Genomic DNA, 15,963 nt, shown 5'->3' on the forward strand with positions numbered 1-15,963 from the left:
AGCGGCGATACTGGGACCCATGGAGATCCGCCCGAGCATGACCCGCCTGCTGCACCCGGACGTCCCCGCACGGCCGGGCGGCGTCCCGGTGACGACGCCGGTCTACCAGACGAGCACGTACGAGCTGCCCCGCGGGCCCGAGGCCGCCCAGATCGCGGAGGCGGTGGCGCCCGTCGGGTACTACACCCGCTACGGCTCCCCGAACGCCGCCGAGGCCGAGGCCATGCTCGCCGACCTCGACGGCGCCGAGCGGGCGCTGCTGCTGGGCAGCGGGATGGCCGCGGTGAGCGCCGCGCTGCTGTCGAACGTGCGGGCCGGCACCCGGATCGTCGCCCAGACCAACCACTACACGGCCGCGCTGACGCTGCTCCGCGACGTCCTGCCTTCCTTCGGCGCGGACGTTTCGCTGGTACCGCAGGAAGCGCTCGCGGACGCCGTGGACGCCTCCACGGACCTCGTGTACGCCGAGACGCCGAGCAACCCCGCGATGGTGCTGACGGACCTCGCCGCCGTGCGCGCCGCGGCCCCGGACGCGCTGTTCGTGGTCGACAACACGTTCGCGTCGCCGTACAACACCCGCCCCCTCGACCTCGGCGTCGACCTGGTCGTGCAGTCGGCGACGAAGTACCTCAACGGCCACAGCGACGTCACCGCCGGCGTGCTCACGGGCCGCGCCGAGCTCATCGACCGCGCCTGGGACACGGCGCGCGTGCTCGGCCCGACCTGCCACCCCTTCGAGGCCTGGCTGCTGGCCCGCGGGCTGCGCACGTTCCCGCTGCGCATGGCCCGGCACAACGCGAACGGCCAGGCGGTCGCCGAGGCCCTGGCCGCCCACCCGGCCGTGGCCGCGGTGCACTACCCGGGCCTGCCCACCCACCCCCAGCACGCCTTGGCGCGCCGCCAGATGTCCGGGTTCGGCGGGATGCTGTCGTTCACCGTCGCCTCGGCCGAGGCCGCACAGCGGGTGCTGGAGAAGACCCGCCTGGCGCTGAACGCGGTGAGCCTCGGCGGCACCGAAACGCTTATCACGCACCCGGTGAGCCTGCTGTTCACGCACGGCGACACCTCGGGAGGCATCGACCCGGCGCTGCTGCGGCTGTCGGTGGGCCTGGAGGAGCCGGAGGACATCATCGCCGACCTGAGCCAGGCCCTGGACACCATCCGGTGACGTCACACCACCGGCTACCGTCCCGCGTTGGCTTGTTTCGCGATCGGCGCTCGACTAACGACGCCGGAACAGGCCGCGCCTCGGCGGTTCCGGCCGCGGGAGTCGCACGACCAGCCCTTCTTCGCCGATGCTCGTGGAGCCGCGTCCAGTACTGCGCGCCGATCCCGGCCACCACGGCGAGCTGCACCGAGCCCTGCCCGACCGGGGCGCCGGCGTCGACAGGTCGCCATCCCCGCGAACAACTCGATCGGCCAATCCCTTTTCCGAAGCCAGCGGTTTGAAATTTACGCGCCGGACGGTTCGGCTCGCACCGCGGACCACACGGTCACCTACCGGTCGATGGACACGGACCCATGGATGTCTGACGATGGAATTTCCGCCGGGTACTCCGAAGGGTGCCGCCGTGCAACGTTTCCTGGCCGTCTCCGTCGCCGTCGTCATCGCCCTCACGCTCGCCCCCGCACCGGCCCACGCGGACACACCGGTGACAGCGCCCTCGCAACTGGAAGCCGTCCACGTCTCCGACACCGGCGCCGACCTGTGGTGGAACCGCAACGGCGCGGCCGCCTACGACGTCGCCGAGGTGCTCACCGGCGGCCAGTGGTACGAATACCGCCGGAACCTGACCGGTGCGCTCGCGCTGACCGGACTGACCCCGGGCGTCACGTACACGTTCCGGGTCTACTCCGTCCCGAAGCCGGGCCTGGATCTCGCCAACAGCGAGCCGTCGGCACCGGTCACCTTCACGACCCTGCCCGGGCCGGACACCCAGCCGCCCAGCACCCCGGCGGCGCCCACGTTCAGCGCGGTCACGCCCACCTCCTTCACGGTCTCGTGGGCGGCGGCGACCGACAACGTCCAGGTCACCGGCTACCAGCTCCAGCGGCTGTTCGGCACGACCTGGGCCACGGTCGCCACCGTCGCGCCCGGGTCGCGCGCCTACGCCTTCAGCGGACAGACCCCGGCAACGGCCTACACCTTCGCCGTGATCGCCGTTGACGCCCGGAACAACCGGTCCCCGCGCTCCAGCGCCGCCACCGTGACGACGCCGGGCGCCCTCACCTGCCAGGTTGCGCTCAACACGTCGCTTCCCACGATCGCGGTGACCTTCGTTGTGCAGAACACGACGCCGGACCCGGTGACCCCCTGGTCGGTCCAGTTCACCCTGCCACTGACGATCAGCATCAGCGGCGCCTACAACGCCACCGCGACCCGGGTGGGGACGGCCGCCACCCTCACCCCGGCACCCGGGCTCACGACGATCGCCCCGTCCGGCGGCGTCGCGGTGGTGAGCGTCGGCCTCTACACCGTCACGCCGTACACGCCACCCAGCAACTTCAGCGTCAACGGCATCGCCTGCCGCTGAGCTCCCAGCCCGGCGCGCGAATCCGGCGGGGCGTCGGCGATGCTGTGGGCGTGGAGTACGTGTCCAGAGTGCCGCGAACGCCGCTGGACGGGCTGATCGACGACCTTTACTACCTGGATGGTGGGCCGCCGTACGGCCGGCTGACGCTGCCGCCGATGCCGGCGGCGTGCACATCAAGCCGTGGGGGCTGGCGCATCGCGTGGAACAGGTTCGTAGCGCGGCGCGAGGAGGCCGGCGGCGTGCTCGCCGCCGGCCTCGATGTGCTCTACGACAGGCGCTACCGGTTGAACTGGAACCAGTTGAGGTTGACGAAGTCGGTGCCCGCGGTACCGGTGAAGGTGAGGAACACCGTGTGGACGCCGGTGGCCGCGCCCGTCAGGTTCGTGGTGGTGCTGGTCCAGGCTTGCCAGCCGCCGGTGGACGTGACCGGGACGCTGGCGATGACCGGGCCGGTGGCGGAGTCCAGGCGGTACTGGATGGTGCCGCTCGACGCGCCGGAGGCCAGCCGCGTGGTCACCGACGCCGCGGTCGGGGTGCCGAAGTCCACGTTGGTGTAGCCGAGCCAGTCGCCGGGGGTGACGTAGCCGACGTTCTGGCCGCCGCCGGTGTCGGTGGTGGTCTCGGTCTGGGTGCCGGACTGGCTTCCGAAGCTCTCCGCCTGCCGCACGCTGTACGCGTTGGGCAGTCCGCCGGCGGCGTTGAACTGCAGCCAGTTGAGGTTGACGAAGTCGGTGCCCGCGGTACCGGTGAAGGTGAGGAACACCGTGTGGACGCCGGTGGCCGCGCCCGTCAGGTTGGTGGTGGTGCTGGTCCAGGCCTGCCAGCCGCCCGTTGAGGTGACCGGGACGCTGGCGATGACCGGGCCGGTGGCGGAGTCCAGGCGGTACTGGATGGTGCCGCTCGACGCGCCCGAGGCCAGCCGGGTCGTGACCGAGGCCGGCGACGCCGCGCCGAAGTCGAGGTCGTAGGCGAGCGTGTCGCCGGGGGCGATGTAGCCGACGTTCTGGCCGCCGCCGGTGTCGGTGGTGGTCTCGGTCTGCGTCCCGGTCTGGGCGTTGTAGCTCTCGGCCTGGATCTGGGTGTACGCGCTGCGCGTCGCCGGCGGCGCGCCCCACGGGACCTGCGGCGAGCTGTAGTAGTTGATTCCCTGCACCGTCCACCGTGGACCCTGCGCGCCGAGCCGCACCTTGAACGTGTCCCAGTTGCGCGCCGACTGCGGCGACCACGCCAGCTCGGCCAGCGCCGGCAGCCGCGGGAACGCCATGAACTCGATGTCGGCCAGCTTGGTGATCGTCTCGGTCCACAGTGGAGCCTCGACGCCGAGGATCGCACCGGCCGGCACGCCCGAGAGGTAGGCGCCCGGGTCCCAGTTGTAGGCCGTCTGGACCTCGATCAGGCCGGCCCACGTCTGGCCGAGCGGGGTCGAGCTGGTGTACTTCATGTCGAGGTACGCCTTGTTCGCCGGGGACAGCAGGATCTTGTCACCCTTGGCCACCGCCGCGCTCAGGTCGGCGTCCGATGTGGACGTTCCCCAGTACTGTGCGACACGGTTCGCCGTGTGGTCGGCCTGACCGATCTGGTGCCAGCCGACGACGGTCTTGCCGGCCGCCCCGACGAAGGGCTGCACGCGGTTCATGAACGCGGTGTAGTCCGCCGCCGGCGTGCTCGACGCCTCGTCGCCGCCGACGTGCAGGTACGGCCCGGGGGTGATGGCGGCGAGTTCGCTGAGCACCTGCTGCACGAACGTGTAGGTGACCTCCTTGCCGACGCACAGCGAGCTGAAGCCGACGCTCGTGCCGGTGTAGAGCGGCGGGGCCGTGTTGTTGCAGTTGAGCTGGGCGTAGGAGGCGAGCGCGGCGTTCACGTGGCCGGGCATGTCGATCTCGGGCACGATGGTGATCTGCCGCGACGCCGCGTAGGAGACCAGGTCGGAGTACTGGGCCTTGGTGTAGTAGCCGCCCGCGCCGCCGCCCACCTGGGTGCTGCCGCCCACGGTCGCCAGCTGCGGCCAGGCGTCGATCACGATGCGCCAGCCCTGGTCGTCGGAGAGGTGGAGATGCAAGATATTGATCTTGTACTGCGAGATGTCGTCGATGTACCGCTTCACCACGTCCGGGGCGAAGAAATGCCGCGACACGTCGAGCATCGCGCCGCGGTACGCGTACCGCGGGTAGTCGACGATCCGGCCGCCCGCAACCGTCCAAGGTCCACTCTGGACGGTCTGCGCCTCGACCGTCGCCGGCAGCAGCTGTCGCAGCGTCTGCACCCCGTGGAACAGCCCGGCCGCGGTCTGCGCGCGGAGCGTCACGACGGCGGCGGTCACGTCGAGCTGGTAGCCCTCGGCGCCCACGCTCGGGTCGGCGCCGGACAGCAGCAGGGCAATGCCGCTCGTCGGCGTGCCGGTCGTCGTGGACACCGGCAGCGCGTAGCCGGTCGACGGGCGGAGGATGCCGGCGAGGTAGTTGCCGGCGTCGGCGGCGCCGGCCGCGGTCTGGATCGCGGCGTTCGACGGCAGCGTGTAGGTCACGCCGGCCGCGGGCTGCGCCGACACCGGCACGGGCACGACGTCGGCGAGACTCACCGCGGCGCTGGCGGGAGAGGGCGCCAGCAGCCAGGCGGCGCCGGTGGCGACGGTCGCGACGGCCACGGCGGAGGCGAGCAGCAGGTCACGCGGGGATCGATGCACGGCTTCCTCCAGCGAAACTGTTAAGTTTCCTGTTAGTTTGACGGCACGCTATGTCCCGCGCGGGAAAGTGTCAAGGGATGCACCTCCGTCATCCCGGCCGGGCTGCGTCCGCCCGGGGGTGGTGATCACCGTGGCCAGGGATAGGCCGCGGCGAGGGAAACCCGTTGCGAGTGGCCGGCATCCGACGTCTGCTTGTTCGGCCACCAATCACGGGAGGAACGAGACGCGCATGTCGCCACCCACTCCTACGCTGCACACCGCTCGCCTTCGGCTGCGTCCCTTCGACGACGCGGATGCGAACGACCTCTTCGCGCTGCACAGCAGCGCCCACGTGCTGCGCTACTGGGACGCGCCGCCGTGGAACGAACGCGAGCGCGCCGAGCGGTTCATCACGGCCAGCCGGCAGATGGCAGAGGAGGGCACCGGGGCGCGGCTGGCCGTGGATCTTGTTTCCGCCGGGGCGTTCATCGGCTGGTGCAGCTTGAGCCGGTGGAATCCGGACTACCGCAGCGCGTCGCTGGGCTACTGCTTCGACGATGCCGCGTGGGGCCACGGCTACGCGACGGAGGCCACGCGCGCTGTGCTGCGGTGGGCATTCGACACGCTGGACCTGAATCGCGTCCAGGCTGACACCGATACGCGCAACGTGGCATCGGCCCGCGTGCTGGAGAAACTCGGGTTCGTGCGTGAAGGGACGCTGCGGGAAGACTGTGTAGTGAACGGCGAGGTCTCCGACTCGTGGGTCTACGGGCTGATCAGGCGAGAATGGCGGCCGACGTCCGAGCCGGTCTCCGCCGGCTGAATCCTCGCGACTTCCGCTCAAGCCGCTGCCGGTGAGTGTCTTGCCGGGTCACAGGGCTCCGGATTCTGGCCAATGGAACCAATGTGTGTTGGGTGGCATGTCTGGTGCGTACCGTTCCACGTCTCCGGTGGTGAGCACGTCGGCGAGTTGGCTGAAGGTCGTTGACTCGCTAGGGAGCTCACCGTCGGGGTGATGCCATTGATCCAGCCGTATGATCTCGGGTAGGTCGGCCGGGATTCGCCGCCGGAGTTCTGCTTCATCGGCCAGGAGCAGTTCTCGGTGGTCTGGAACGAGTCGGCGGAACACGTCGATCAGTTCCTCGCCATGTTCGGCGGGTATGTCGAGCCGGTGGCCTCGGATCACGATCGAGGTTCCGCAGTACGTCTCGGGCTGGTCGTCGTCTTCGATCTCATCCCAGTTGTCGATCCGGTCGAGGAAGTCCGCGTTCTCGAAGCCCGGTTCGCCGCTGGTCAGGCAGTTGCCGAAGATGTGGAGTATGTCGGTGAGGTTGCCGGCCCGGGGTGAGTAGCCCACCGTCTCGACGATTAGCGCCCACCGCCGGGCGTCGCGGTATGCGTGGAGCCGGGCGTCGAGAGCGTAGTAGTAGCCGTTGTTCAGATCCGGAAACGCGTACTGTTCGGCCGCGGTGTCGAGCTGGCTGAGGATCTCAACGGAGTCCATGGCCGTGCAGCGTAACTGCGCACGCACCGCCACGGGCGACCCGCGCACATCTGCCGCCGACCGCGAGTAAGGTCGGCGACCTCCCGTCACGGCCCGTGACCGGCATCCGGAACCGGCCGGAAGGATCGCAGATGGACGCGATGATCGGTCGTAAGCTCGTGAAGGTCGTGCGGCTGGCCTGGCATTGGGCGGCCGAACCCGACGATCTCAGTGTTGGGCCGGTGCATCTTGTGTTCTCTGACGGTCGAGGGCTCTTACTCGCCGGCCGGAGCGACTGGACCCTCAACCTCGTGGGGACCGACCCGGGCGATGACAGATGGCTCGATCCCTACGACTACGACCACGACGGTGGGCGTTGGTTGCCGCGGGACGCGTCGACTGAGCCGCCGTTCGCCTCAGTCAGCGCGAGGCCCCTCACTGAACTGGCGTCGATTCGCAACGAGGTCAACGAGGTGATTGGCCTCAGGCTGGACTTCGATGGCCAAATACTGACGCTCAAAACGTGGCAGGGAGAGGTCAAAACCTAAGGCCGACGGGCGGCTCTACGGCCTGAGCTGAGCTGCGGCGGCTACGAGGCCGCACCGGGCTGCTCCGAACATCACGCCAGCCGAGCGGCGGCCCGCGGCGCATTCCGGCCACGCCTCCCTCGGCACTGCCGAGCGCTCAGGCGTCGGTATCAATGGACGGCTGGCCGTCAGCGCCTGTTGTAGCGGCCAACCAGCAAGAAGACGACGACGCCGATGACTGCGATGCAGCAAATGCTACACAGGGAAATCCAGGCCAAGCGTGGTTGACGGCGGCTGGCCATTGTCTGGAATCATGAACTCCATGCGGCTTGTTGATCGGGTTGCTCAGGTGTTGTTCAGCCTCGACAGGGCGTTCGCGCCGTACTACCGGGTCGCCGCCCTGTTCGGAACCCTGTGTTTCGTGGCCAACGTCATGCTCAACACCGGTCGGATGCGGCTGCTCGCAGTGGTGTGGGTGATCGCAGTGCCGCTCTGGATTCGCCGCTACCAGCAATATCGAAGGAGACGTGCGGCGACTGTCGCCGCCTCCGAATCCCAGGACCAGTAACGCGTTGAGATGTCCTGTCAACCGCTATCCAGGCGCCCGGGACGCAATCGATCGTCCGCCCCGGCCCACGATCCGCTAATCGCGTCGCTTGAACCGTCCAACTGTGGCAACTGCTGCCGGCCGCGGCGTTGCCGGCCGGGTCCGCTCGGCAAGGGCCGACAACGGCGGGCTGTGCGGGTTTCCCGCCTTGACCGCCCGTTGGGTCGTGGCTAATATATCAACGTTCATCGTTGCGTCGATGGGCAATGATGGACGGATGCAGTTCAGGCAGGGCGCCTGCGATCCCGGTTTCCCCGTTCCTCAGTTCCGGCGTATGCGGGTGCTTGGAGGGCGCTGCTTCGGTAATACGCAGTCCGAGGAGAACCGAGTGTCGAACAGAGACGTTGGGCTGACCGCGGAATATTCCGGTGGCGGCGCCGACGCGGCGTTGCGGGTTTCGGTTGTCGTGCCCACCCACAACCGCGCCGAAGACCTGCGCCTCACGCTCGAGAGTCTGTGCGGGCAAACGCTGCCCGTCGACCAGTACGAGGTGATCGTCGCTGACGACGGTTCGAGTGACGAGACGCGGGCCGTCGTGAACTCCTTCGCCGGCAGACTGCGGCTCAAGTACCACTTCCAGGAGGATCTCGGGGCCCGAGCCGCGCAGGTGCGCGACAACGGCGTCACGCGGGTGCGCAACGCCGGCGCGCGGCTGGCCGGCGCGCCACTGCTGGTGTTCCTGGACTGTGCCACGCTGGCCGGCCCGGATCTGCTCGCAGCGCATCTGCTCGTGCACTCACCGCCGGCCGTGCCGGGCGTGGCGTGCGCCGGATACGTGTACGCATACCCCCCACGCAAGGTCGACGACCCGGACTACGCATGCCCGGCCGGACTGGCCGAGGCCGTCAAATCTCTGACACCGCAGCAGGTGGTGGACCGCTATCGGGACGAGCCCAGGTTTCGTGACCCGCGGCACGGCGAGTTCGAGAAGGTCGGGTTCGACCTGAGCAACCGCATCTTTCCGGAGGAGCTGTTGTGGAGTTCGAACTGCTCGGTACCCGCCGCCGACTTCTGGATGGTCGGCGGATTCGACGAAAGCTTCCGCGGCTGGGGCCTTGACGACATCGACCTGGGCTACCGGCTGGCCCGTAACGGTACCGCGATCCGGCTGAGCATGGACGGGTGGGCGATCGAGACACCGCACGAGCGGGACGGGATGGTGAACTTCGCGGGACTCCTCCGCAACGCCCAGAGCTTCTTTGACAAGCACCGATTCGCCGAGCCGACGCTCGAGCTCAGCTGGCTGGTCATGCAGCCGCCCGGCCAGCCGGGGCTGTCCACGTTGGAGACACTCAATCGCAGGGTGGCAGACTGGACCCGCAAGTGCGCTGGACTGACCGTTGCCGCGGAGCTGGAGAAGGCGTTCGAGTCCATCGCGTCCGACGCACGCGTCGCGGTGTTCGGGGCCGGGGCCATGGTGCCCGCAGTCGGGCAGTCGTGTGTTCTCGCCGATTTCGACCGGCAGGTCGTGGACCGGCTGCTCGCCGACGGCGCGGGGACGCGCCACGACGTGCGCCACAATGTGGGCATCCGCACCGCGTTGCCGGACAAGGCGGTGGACACGGTGGTGATCACATCGAGGCTCGACGGGCTCTGGAGCGCTTTCGGCCCGGCGATTCTGGCCGAAGCCCACCGTATCGGCACGCACGTGTCAGTCCTCACGGCGGATTGCTAGCACGACTGGTCTCCGGGGACCCGCGAAGCGACGCGGACGCGCACGGGATCGACGCGATCCAACAGGCCGTCCCGGATGCGGCCGCGGGGACGGCACCGGCCCGTGGCGGTGTTCCTTGGTGGCAGCTAACGATGCTGCCGCCCGCCATTGGACCGGTCATACGACCAGGCGTCTTTTGGCGAAGCGTTACTGTCGCGGCCATGGGTGCATCAGGTTGGCACGCCCGAGTGTCGTACCAGAACGATGTCCGTGCGGCGTTGCAGCAGGCGAGATGGGATGCGTACCGTCGGGGCGCTTTCTACCGGGAATCGCCGAACGAGCAGGCCCGCGCGTTGGGTGAGGAGGAGTACGTCGCGTGGGGTATCGCCGACATCAAGGCGTCCGTTCCCCCCGAGTTGGCCGGTCTCGAGTGGAGCGGCGATCAGCACCGGACTGAATGGCGAGCCGCGCAGGTCGTGGTGACCGGCCCGGATTCGTTGGTGGATGCGCAGCCTTTCTCCGGAACCCATTCGGTGATCGACATGACCGGCGTCGCCGACGAGCCTGGGCACACCATGGTTGCCCCGGCGCCGAGGGAGTATCTGATGGAACTGTTCGGTACTACGCAGCCCACGGTTGCCGCGGTTGAAGCCGCGATCGAAGCGCATGCCATGCACGGATTTGGTCGCTGGCACGGGATGTATCTGTTCGGGTACGCCGACCGCAAGCCGGTGGAGATCTTCTTCGTCGGTCGTAGCGGCGATTGAACGAGCTCGTCGGCAAGATGCCCGCGAAGTGCGGTTCCGCAGCTCGATCGTGAGGCTGGCCGAGATTCCAGCCAAGAACCATCCGCACGTGTGGCACCGGATCAACGGTAGGCGGCGCCATCGCACCGTCGATCGTGAGCCACCGCCGCCAGTACACGACGCTGCGCCAGGTCACCCGCGGCGATGTCACCGCCTGGCTCGCCCAGAAACCCGTTCAGGCCGATCCGGCGTCGTCGCTGCGGAGCCTGTTCCAGACCCTCAAACGTCGCCGCACGGCATTCACCGATCCAACCCGCACCATCCACACAGGACAGTCGATCCGGACCATCCCGACACCAATTCTCCGAGCGAAGGTCATGCTGGCCGAACACCGGCAATCCGCATCTGCTCGCCACCCGCCGCACCGCACACGACCACCAGCCCGTCGGCGCCTACTGGCTCACCACACTCGTCCGGGACCTGCCCACCACCCTCGCGCAGCTGTGCGAGGACCGCCTCGTCGAGTTCACCTGGGGCGCCTGGTTCAGCCGAGCAGTTCGCGGGTGGCGGCGTTTTCGATCCAGGCGGCGTACCGCTCGACCGGCCAGCCGCGGTGCCGGCGCAGTAGCTGGTGCATGTGGGGTGAGGCGAGCGCGTAGAGGGTGTCGGCCGCGGTGGTGGGATCGAGGCCGTCCCGGAGTGCGCCACGCTGGTGCAGCGCCGTCGTGAGGGCGAGATGCACCCGGTGGGTGGCGTCGGCCCCGGCGTCGGCGGCGGCGCGCATGTCGGGGTCCGCGCCGGCCGCTTCGACGCTGACCATGATCAGGTCGCCGGCGCGTTCGAGGAGTTCGGTGGTATAGGTGATCAGTTGCGCGATCGTGGCCCGCGGGTCGATCTGGTGGCGGGCGGTGGTCATTTCGGGACGGTCGAAGACCCGGACCGGTTCCTCGTCGCCGACCGTGGCCACGCTCAGCGTATGCGTGAACAGCGCCGCCTTGGTCGGGAACGCATCGTAGAGCGTTCGTTCGCCAACACCCGCCGCGGAGGCGACCTCCCGCATCGTGGTGGCGACGTACCCGCGCTCGACGAACAGCCGTGCGGCGGCGTCCCGGATGCGCGCACGGGTGGCCGCTGCCGATGCGGCGCGTGCCTCGGATCGGTATGCCCTCTTGACGTCGCTGGCCATGCCCTGCATCCTACACATATTAGCCGCAGTTTAACTGCGCCCAATATGGGGGTACCTGATGACCAGCCCGATCCTGTCCGGCATCCATCACGTGAAGATCCCGGTTTCCGACCTCACTCGGTCCGTGCAGTGGTACGGGCAGGTCTTCGGATTCGCCGTGACCACGCAGTTCCCAGAGGCCGACGGCACGGTGCTCGGTGTCGCCGGCACCGTGCCCGATCTCGGCGACACCCAACTGACGCTGCGCGTCAACCGCGACGCCGCACAGGGATGCGTCGGGTTCGACCCGGTCAGCTTCGCCGTCGACGACCTCGCCGATGTCCAAGCCTGGGCAGCCCACCTCGACACCCTCGGCGTCGCCCACTCACCGGTGATCGAGGCAACAGTCGGCTGGCTCCTGGTCTTCGACGACCCCGACGGGATCAGCCTGCATCTGTACAGCTGGGCAGGGCACGGCGTCGACCACTCCGACCGGCCCGGCTACGGACGAGCAGTGGCCGCTGCGTGACCAGCGCATACGGCGCCCAGCCGCGGAGCGGTCGCGCCGGCGGCCAGTTGGGGTCGCTGGCGGGACACCTTGGTCGGCGCCCGCCGTGTCTCCGTGTTCGTTGCTGCCGGCCCAGGGCGCTGGCCGCCCCGGACGACGAGGCCCGGAGCGTTGCCGCGGTTGGTCGTCACGTTCCCGCGGCGCCAGGTTTCAGCTCGGCGATCAGGCGACTGCCCGGCATACAACAACACCTCGATCCACAACACGCGACCGCAATCGGGAAGCCAGATGGACCCACAGCACCCGAGCAGCCGATGAGGCAGCGGTCGCCGGCGGCGTCGCCACTGGTACACCGCGCCTCAACTCCGGCGCCGACAAGCAACGCTGAGCGTCACGCCGCGTAACTGGCGACGCGCTGGTCAGCAGGCTGTGCAGGCAGACGGCGAGGCCCTCGATCTTGCGGTCGCCATGTTGACGGAGGTGGGCAGCGCGGCCGCGACGGGGAGCTGCCGGACCGGGGTGGAGAGGGCCCCACCGAGCCGTGTCGCGACCTCGATCGGTTGCCGCGGCGGTGACTGAGGTCCGCCATCGCGTCCACCGCCGTGATCCGCCACCCGAGCGCCGGTCGTCAATGGTCGGGGTCGAACGTGCGTTCCTGCGGCGCTGGGGTTGAACGTGAGCGAGTTCGCGAAGCCTTTCATGAACCCTCGTAACCGTTCACGCAGCCGTCAGTCAGCCGTAAGCCGGCGGACGGCGTGCGCCTCACCGACGCGGATTGGATCCGGTTGTTTGGCCGGATCGGCGCCCCGCGCGCCGGTCTCCGGTACCACCGAACTGTCAGGAGCGCTGTATGAAGAGGCTGGACCTCGCCCGGGCAGGCGCGCTGGCCGCCGCCGGGGTGCTCACCCTGGCCACGCTGACCTCGCCCGCCGCGGCATCGCAGGACGAGAGCTACACGTTCGCCGTCATCGGTGACATTCCGTACGGCGACGCGGCGATCGCCCGTTTCCCGGCCAACGTCGCCCAGATCAACGCTGATCCGGCGGTGCAGTGGGTGGACCACCTCGGCGACATCAAGAACGGGTCGAGCGTCTGCAGCGACGAGTACGTCCAGTTGATCAAGACCGACTTCGACCAGTTCAAGGACCCGCTGGTGTACACCATCGGCGACAACGAGTGGACCGACTGCCACCGGCCGAACAACGGGGCGTTCGACCCGCTGGAGCGGCTCGGCAAGGTCCGCCAGGTGTTCTTCCCGCAGCCGGGTCGCACGCTGGGCATGCGCAGCGCGCGGGTCGAGGCGCAGACCGACTGGGGGCTGCCGGAGAACGTGCGCTGGAGCGCCGCCGGCGTCGGGTTCGCCGCCGTGCACATCGTGGGCAGCAACAACAGCCTCGCGCCGTGGACCGGCAAGACCGCGCCGACCCCGGAGCAGACCGCCGAGGTGCTCAACCGCACCGCGGGCGCCATCGCGCACATCCACGAGACGTTCGCCGACGCCAGGCGCGAGCATCAGCGCGCAGTGGTGCTGCTGACCCAGGCCGACATGTTCGACCCGACCGTGGCCAATCCGTCGTACGCCGACTACTACGGCTTCCAGTCGATCATCGCCGCGATCGTGCGCGAGGCGGCGGCGTACCGGGGCCCGGTGTACCTCTTCAACGGTGACAGCCACACGTTCAACGCCGACCACCCGCTTGCGGCCGGATCGAGCTGGCTCGCGTTCTACGGCGTGACCCAGCCGCTGACCAACCTGACCCGGATCACGGTCGACGGCTCGAGCAACGCCAACGACTACCTGCGCGTGACCGTCAACCGCCACGGCCAGCAGGTGCTCAGCTGGACCAAGGTGCCCTTCACCGCGGCGTAGCGACGCGCGAGCGCGGCCCCGGCCACCCTTCGCCGGGGCCGCATCCGCGCGTTGACATTGCTCGACCCCACGGACGGATACGAGCCCCGGTGCAGCTGTTCCCATTCGCGCAGGGCTCCGAGTTCCCGGTATTGCCGGCGTACCTGCCCGGCCTGCTGGATTCCGCTGGTTTCTCCTGCCTGCGCGACGTGTTCCTAGGGGTCGAGCCGGCGGTGGCACCGGCCGTGCCCGCATTGTCCGAGGACGGCTCGCCGATGACCGCGGACTCGACCGGCGGCGTGCGGTTCGCATCAGTTGCTGATGGTGACTTCCCGCGTGCTCCGCCTCGCCCTCTCGCACGCTCATGCCGCCGTTGGCGTGCGGGCGCCGAGCCGCTGTCCGCCACAGAGGGTGACCGCGTCGGTGACGCGGAGGCGCTCGGTCCTGCCGATGAGCGGTAGCCCGTCATTCTCGATGGCGAGCTTCGTCAGAGCGGATCACTCGGAATGTGGGGTCCGGGCTCTCCGGCGTGCGCAGGCGATCGGTCAGCAGGAAACCGGGCAAGGAGAACCGAGCCGCATGCTCGCGCTCGGACAGCACGAACGTTCCGCCTCGCAGCTCTGGCTGCCACCCGTGCTCCACGGCATAGCTGATGATCGCCCATACGTCGGCTGGTGCGGGATAGGCGCCGTCTGCCGCACATGCTCCCCACGGTGCCGGCCAGGCGACCGACAGCAGATCCGCCTGGAGCGCCTGGCTCGTCTTTCCGGTGCCCCAGGCTCGAACGCGGATGCACCGGTGGCAGTCGCCGCTGCCCTGCACGTGATGAATCTCTGCGCGCCACACAAAAGCCCGCGCGTCGATTCGTATCTGCCGCAGCCGGGTCCGCACGTCAGTCACCCCGTGGTCGGATCTTTCCCGATCCGTCGACGTCCGCCAACGTATTTGCCAACGTGCGTGCACCGCGAACTCCAGCGCTGAAGCTTCGGCGGGCCTTGATCATCCGTTCTGGTGCTCGGACGGTCCGGGAACGGCCGGACCGGGGGCGGTGCGCAGGTGGCGGACAGCGATGGACACCGCCTCCGCTGCGGTCGCGACCTTGGCGAGGACCGGACCCATCCAGTACGCCCGCACGGTGTAGGCCCCGCCGCGTGACGCCTCCAGGCAGACCGGGTCTGCGAAGGCCGGCCGGGCGGGTGCGGAGAACCGAAGGGACCAGTGGCTGGTGTAGGGGTACAACTGCCGCAGGTCGGGCTCAGCGTGTGCTGCCTTGATCAGCGCCAGGTACTCGGGCCAGTCCGCATCCTGCGCGTCCTTGAGCATGTATCCCCACTCCGAGGCGACCAGGTGGGCGGGGCTGTCGTCCGGTACCTCGTAACGCCCTGTCAGCTCGACGAACGACACCATCCGGTCGATCTCGGGCAGGGGTACGCCGTCGCGCCACGCCTGCGCCGCCCTGGCGACTGCACCCAGATCCTGCGTGTCTCCTTGGATCAGCAGCTTGGACCGGCCAGAGCCGTTGCCCGTGCCAGCGCCAGTGATGGACCACCGCCGTTCGAAATGCCAGGCACCCACGACCAACTCTTCGCGGCCAGGGGTGGCGCTCGGGACCAGGGCGTGGCGCAGGGGATCGGACTCGGTGGCGGTCACGGCAAGGGTAAGCCCCTGCTCAGCCCCCAAGGCCTGCAGCGCCGCCGCCAGGCTGCCCCTGGCAGCCACGTCCGGATAGAGGACAGCCGGGTCGGGAGTCGTCCGCACGAGCGCAAGTCTGCCGCATGAGGGGTAGGTCGAGGTCCTCGATGTTGAGGTTGAGGATCTCGCTGGCCCGGGGTAGGCAATGACGAACAGCCGGGTCAGCAAATGCTGGAGCAACGTGCCGGACGTCGGGTAGGACAGCAACTCGGCAGGTTCGGCCTGGTCGATCGCCTCCAGCGCAGGCCCGCGAAGATCGTCGAGCATCTTGTCAACCCGTCGAGGAACAACGTCAGCCGACCCGACTGCAATAACTCCAGCGCGGCTCCGGACCCGGCATACCCGGCCAGACAGCGAAGCCTCGGCGGCCGTCGTCACCGCCGGCCAAGCATGGAGGTGCGTCGCACGATCCTCCGCCACGGCCGCGACCGCATCCAGTGGCTCGGCGCGGGCACCTCGGCCGCGGCGAGTCAGGACAATGTCCGAAAGATGCAGAGCCGGTTTGCGGCCGTCGCCGGCAAACCGGCTGCTCC

Annotated in this window: 14 protein-coding genes; 9 read left to right on the forward strand and 5 right to left on the reverse strand. The window is 69.0% G+C overall.

Translation table 11 applies throughout. From position 1 onward, the window contains the following. The first annotated feature begins 19 nt into the window (after positions 1-19). The gene (locus AB0B76_RS11365) at positions 20-1,168 is read left to right on the forward strand and encodes a PLP-dependent transferase (RefSeq protein WP_360373172.1); all 1,149 of its coding nucleotides are present in this window, start codon (positions 20-22) and stop codon (positions 1,166-1,168) included. Between the two features lie 403 nt (positions 1,169-1,571). Continuing rightward, on the forward strand, positions 1,572-2,534 hold the full coding sequence (locus AB0B76_RS11370) for a fibronectin type III domain-containing protein (protein WP_360373175.1): 963 nt from the start codon (positions 1,572-1,574) through the stop codon (positions 2,532-2,534). A gap of 277 nt (positions 2,535-2,811) precedes the next feature. Here AB0B76_RS11370 and AB0B76_RS11375 read toward each other — a convergent pair whose 3' ends face one another. Further along, positions 2,812-5,220 (reverse strand): family 20 glycosylhydrolase, encoded by a 2,409-nt coding sequence (locus tag AB0B76_RS11375; RefSeq protein WP_360373178.1) that lies wholly within the window; start codon positions 5,218-5,220, stop codon positions 2,812-2,814. A 229-nt stretch (positions 5,221-5,449) separates the two neighbouring features. Here AB0B76_RS11375 and AB0B76_RS11380 point away from each other — a divergent pair, with 229 nt between their 5' ends. Next, a complete protein-coding gene (locus AB0B76_RS11380) occupies positions 5,450-6,022 on the forward strand; it encodes a GNAT family protein (protein WP_360373181.1) in 573 nt (190 codons plus the stop codon). Between the two features lie 48 nt (positions 6,023-6,070). On the opposite strand, the gene AB0B76_RS11385 is transcribed toward AB0B76_RS11380, so the two are convergent. Next, a complete protein-coding gene (locus AB0B76_RS11385; RefSeq protein WP_360373184.1) occupies positions 6,071-6,703 on the reverse strand; it encodes a hypothetical protein in 633 nt (210 codons plus the stop codon). A gap of 131 nt (positions 6,704-6,834) precedes the next feature. Here AB0B76_RS11385 and AB0B76_RS11390 point away from each other — a divergent pair, with 131 nt between their 5' ends. From AB0B76_RS11390 to AB0B76_RS11405, 4 genes are all read left to right on the forward strand, one after another. Then, complete coding sequence (locus tag AB0B76_RS11390) at positions 6,835-7,230, forward strand: hypothetical protein (RefSeq protein ID WP_360373187.1); 396 nt, start codon at positions 6,835-6,837, stop codon at positions 7,228-7,230. Positions 7,231-7,522: 292 nt separating this feature from the next. Continuing rightward, the gene (locus tag AB0B76_RS11395; protein ID WP_360373190.1) at positions 7,523-7,777 is read left to right on the forward strand and encodes a hypothetical protein; all 255 of its coding nucleotides are present in this window, start codon (positions 7,523-7,525) and stop codon (positions 7,775-7,777) included. Between the two features lie 103 nt (positions 7,778-7,880). Then, entirely contained in the window at positions 7,881-9,491 is a 1,611-nt protein-coding gene (locus AB0B76_RS11400; RefSeq protein WP_360373193.1) for a glycosyltransferase, read from the forward strand. A gap of 200 nt (positions 9,492-9,691) precedes the next feature. Further along, on the forward strand, positions 9,692-10,237 hold the full coding sequence (locus AB0B76_RS11405) for a hypothetical protein (protein ID WP_360373196.1): 546 nt from the start codon (positions 9,692-9,694) through the stop codon (positions 10,235-10,237). 523 nt (positions 10,238-10,760) lie between these two features. Here AB0B76_RS11405 and AB0B76_RS11410 read toward each other — a convergent pair. After that, entirely contained in the window at positions 10,761-11,402 is a 642-nt protein-coding gene (locus AB0B76_RS11410) for a helix-turn-helix domain-containing protein (RefSeq protein WP_360373199.1), read from the reverse strand. A gap of 58 nt (positions 11,403-11,460) precedes the next feature. On the opposite strand from AB0B76_RS11410, the gene AB0B76_RS11415 reads away from it, so the two are divergent. Next, positions 11,461-11,910 carry a VOC family protein gene (locus AB0B76_RS11415; protein ID WP_360373202.1) on the forward strand — a complete coding sequence of 150 codons (450 nt, stop codon included), beginning with the start codon at positions 11,461-11,463 and terminating at the stop codon, positions 11,908-11,910. A gap of 829 nt (positions 11,911-12,739) precedes the next feature. Continuing rightward, positions 12,740-13,759 (forward strand): hypothetical protein, encoded by a 1,020-nt coding sequence (locus AB0B76_RS11420; RefSeq protein WP_360373205.1) that lies wholly within the window; start codon positions 12,740-12,742, stop codon positions 13,757-13,759. Between the two features lie 444 nt (positions 13,760-14,203). Here AB0B76_RS11420 and AB0B76_RS11425 read toward each other — a convergent pair whose 3' ends face one another. Both AB0B76_RS11425 and AB0B76_RS11430 read right to left on the reverse strand, forming a co-directional pair. Then, the gene (locus AB0B76_RS11425) at positions 14,204-14,629 is read right to left on the reverse strand and encodes an integrase (protein WP_360373208.1); all 426 of its coding nucleotides are present in this window, start codon (positions 14,627-14,629) and stop codon (positions 14,204-14,206) included. Positions 14,630-14,737: 108 nt separating this feature from the next. Beyond that, the gene (locus AB0B76_RS11430) at positions 14,738-15,697 is read right to left on the reverse strand and encodes a DUF6193 family natural product biosynthesis protein (RefSeq protein WP_360373211.1); all 960 of its coding nucleotides are present in this window, start codon (positions 15,695-15,697) and stop codon (positions 14,738-14,740) included. Between the last annotated feature and the right edge of the window lie 266 nt (positions 15,698-15,963).

This window comes from Dactylosporangium sp. NPDC049140 (assembly GCF_040648435.1).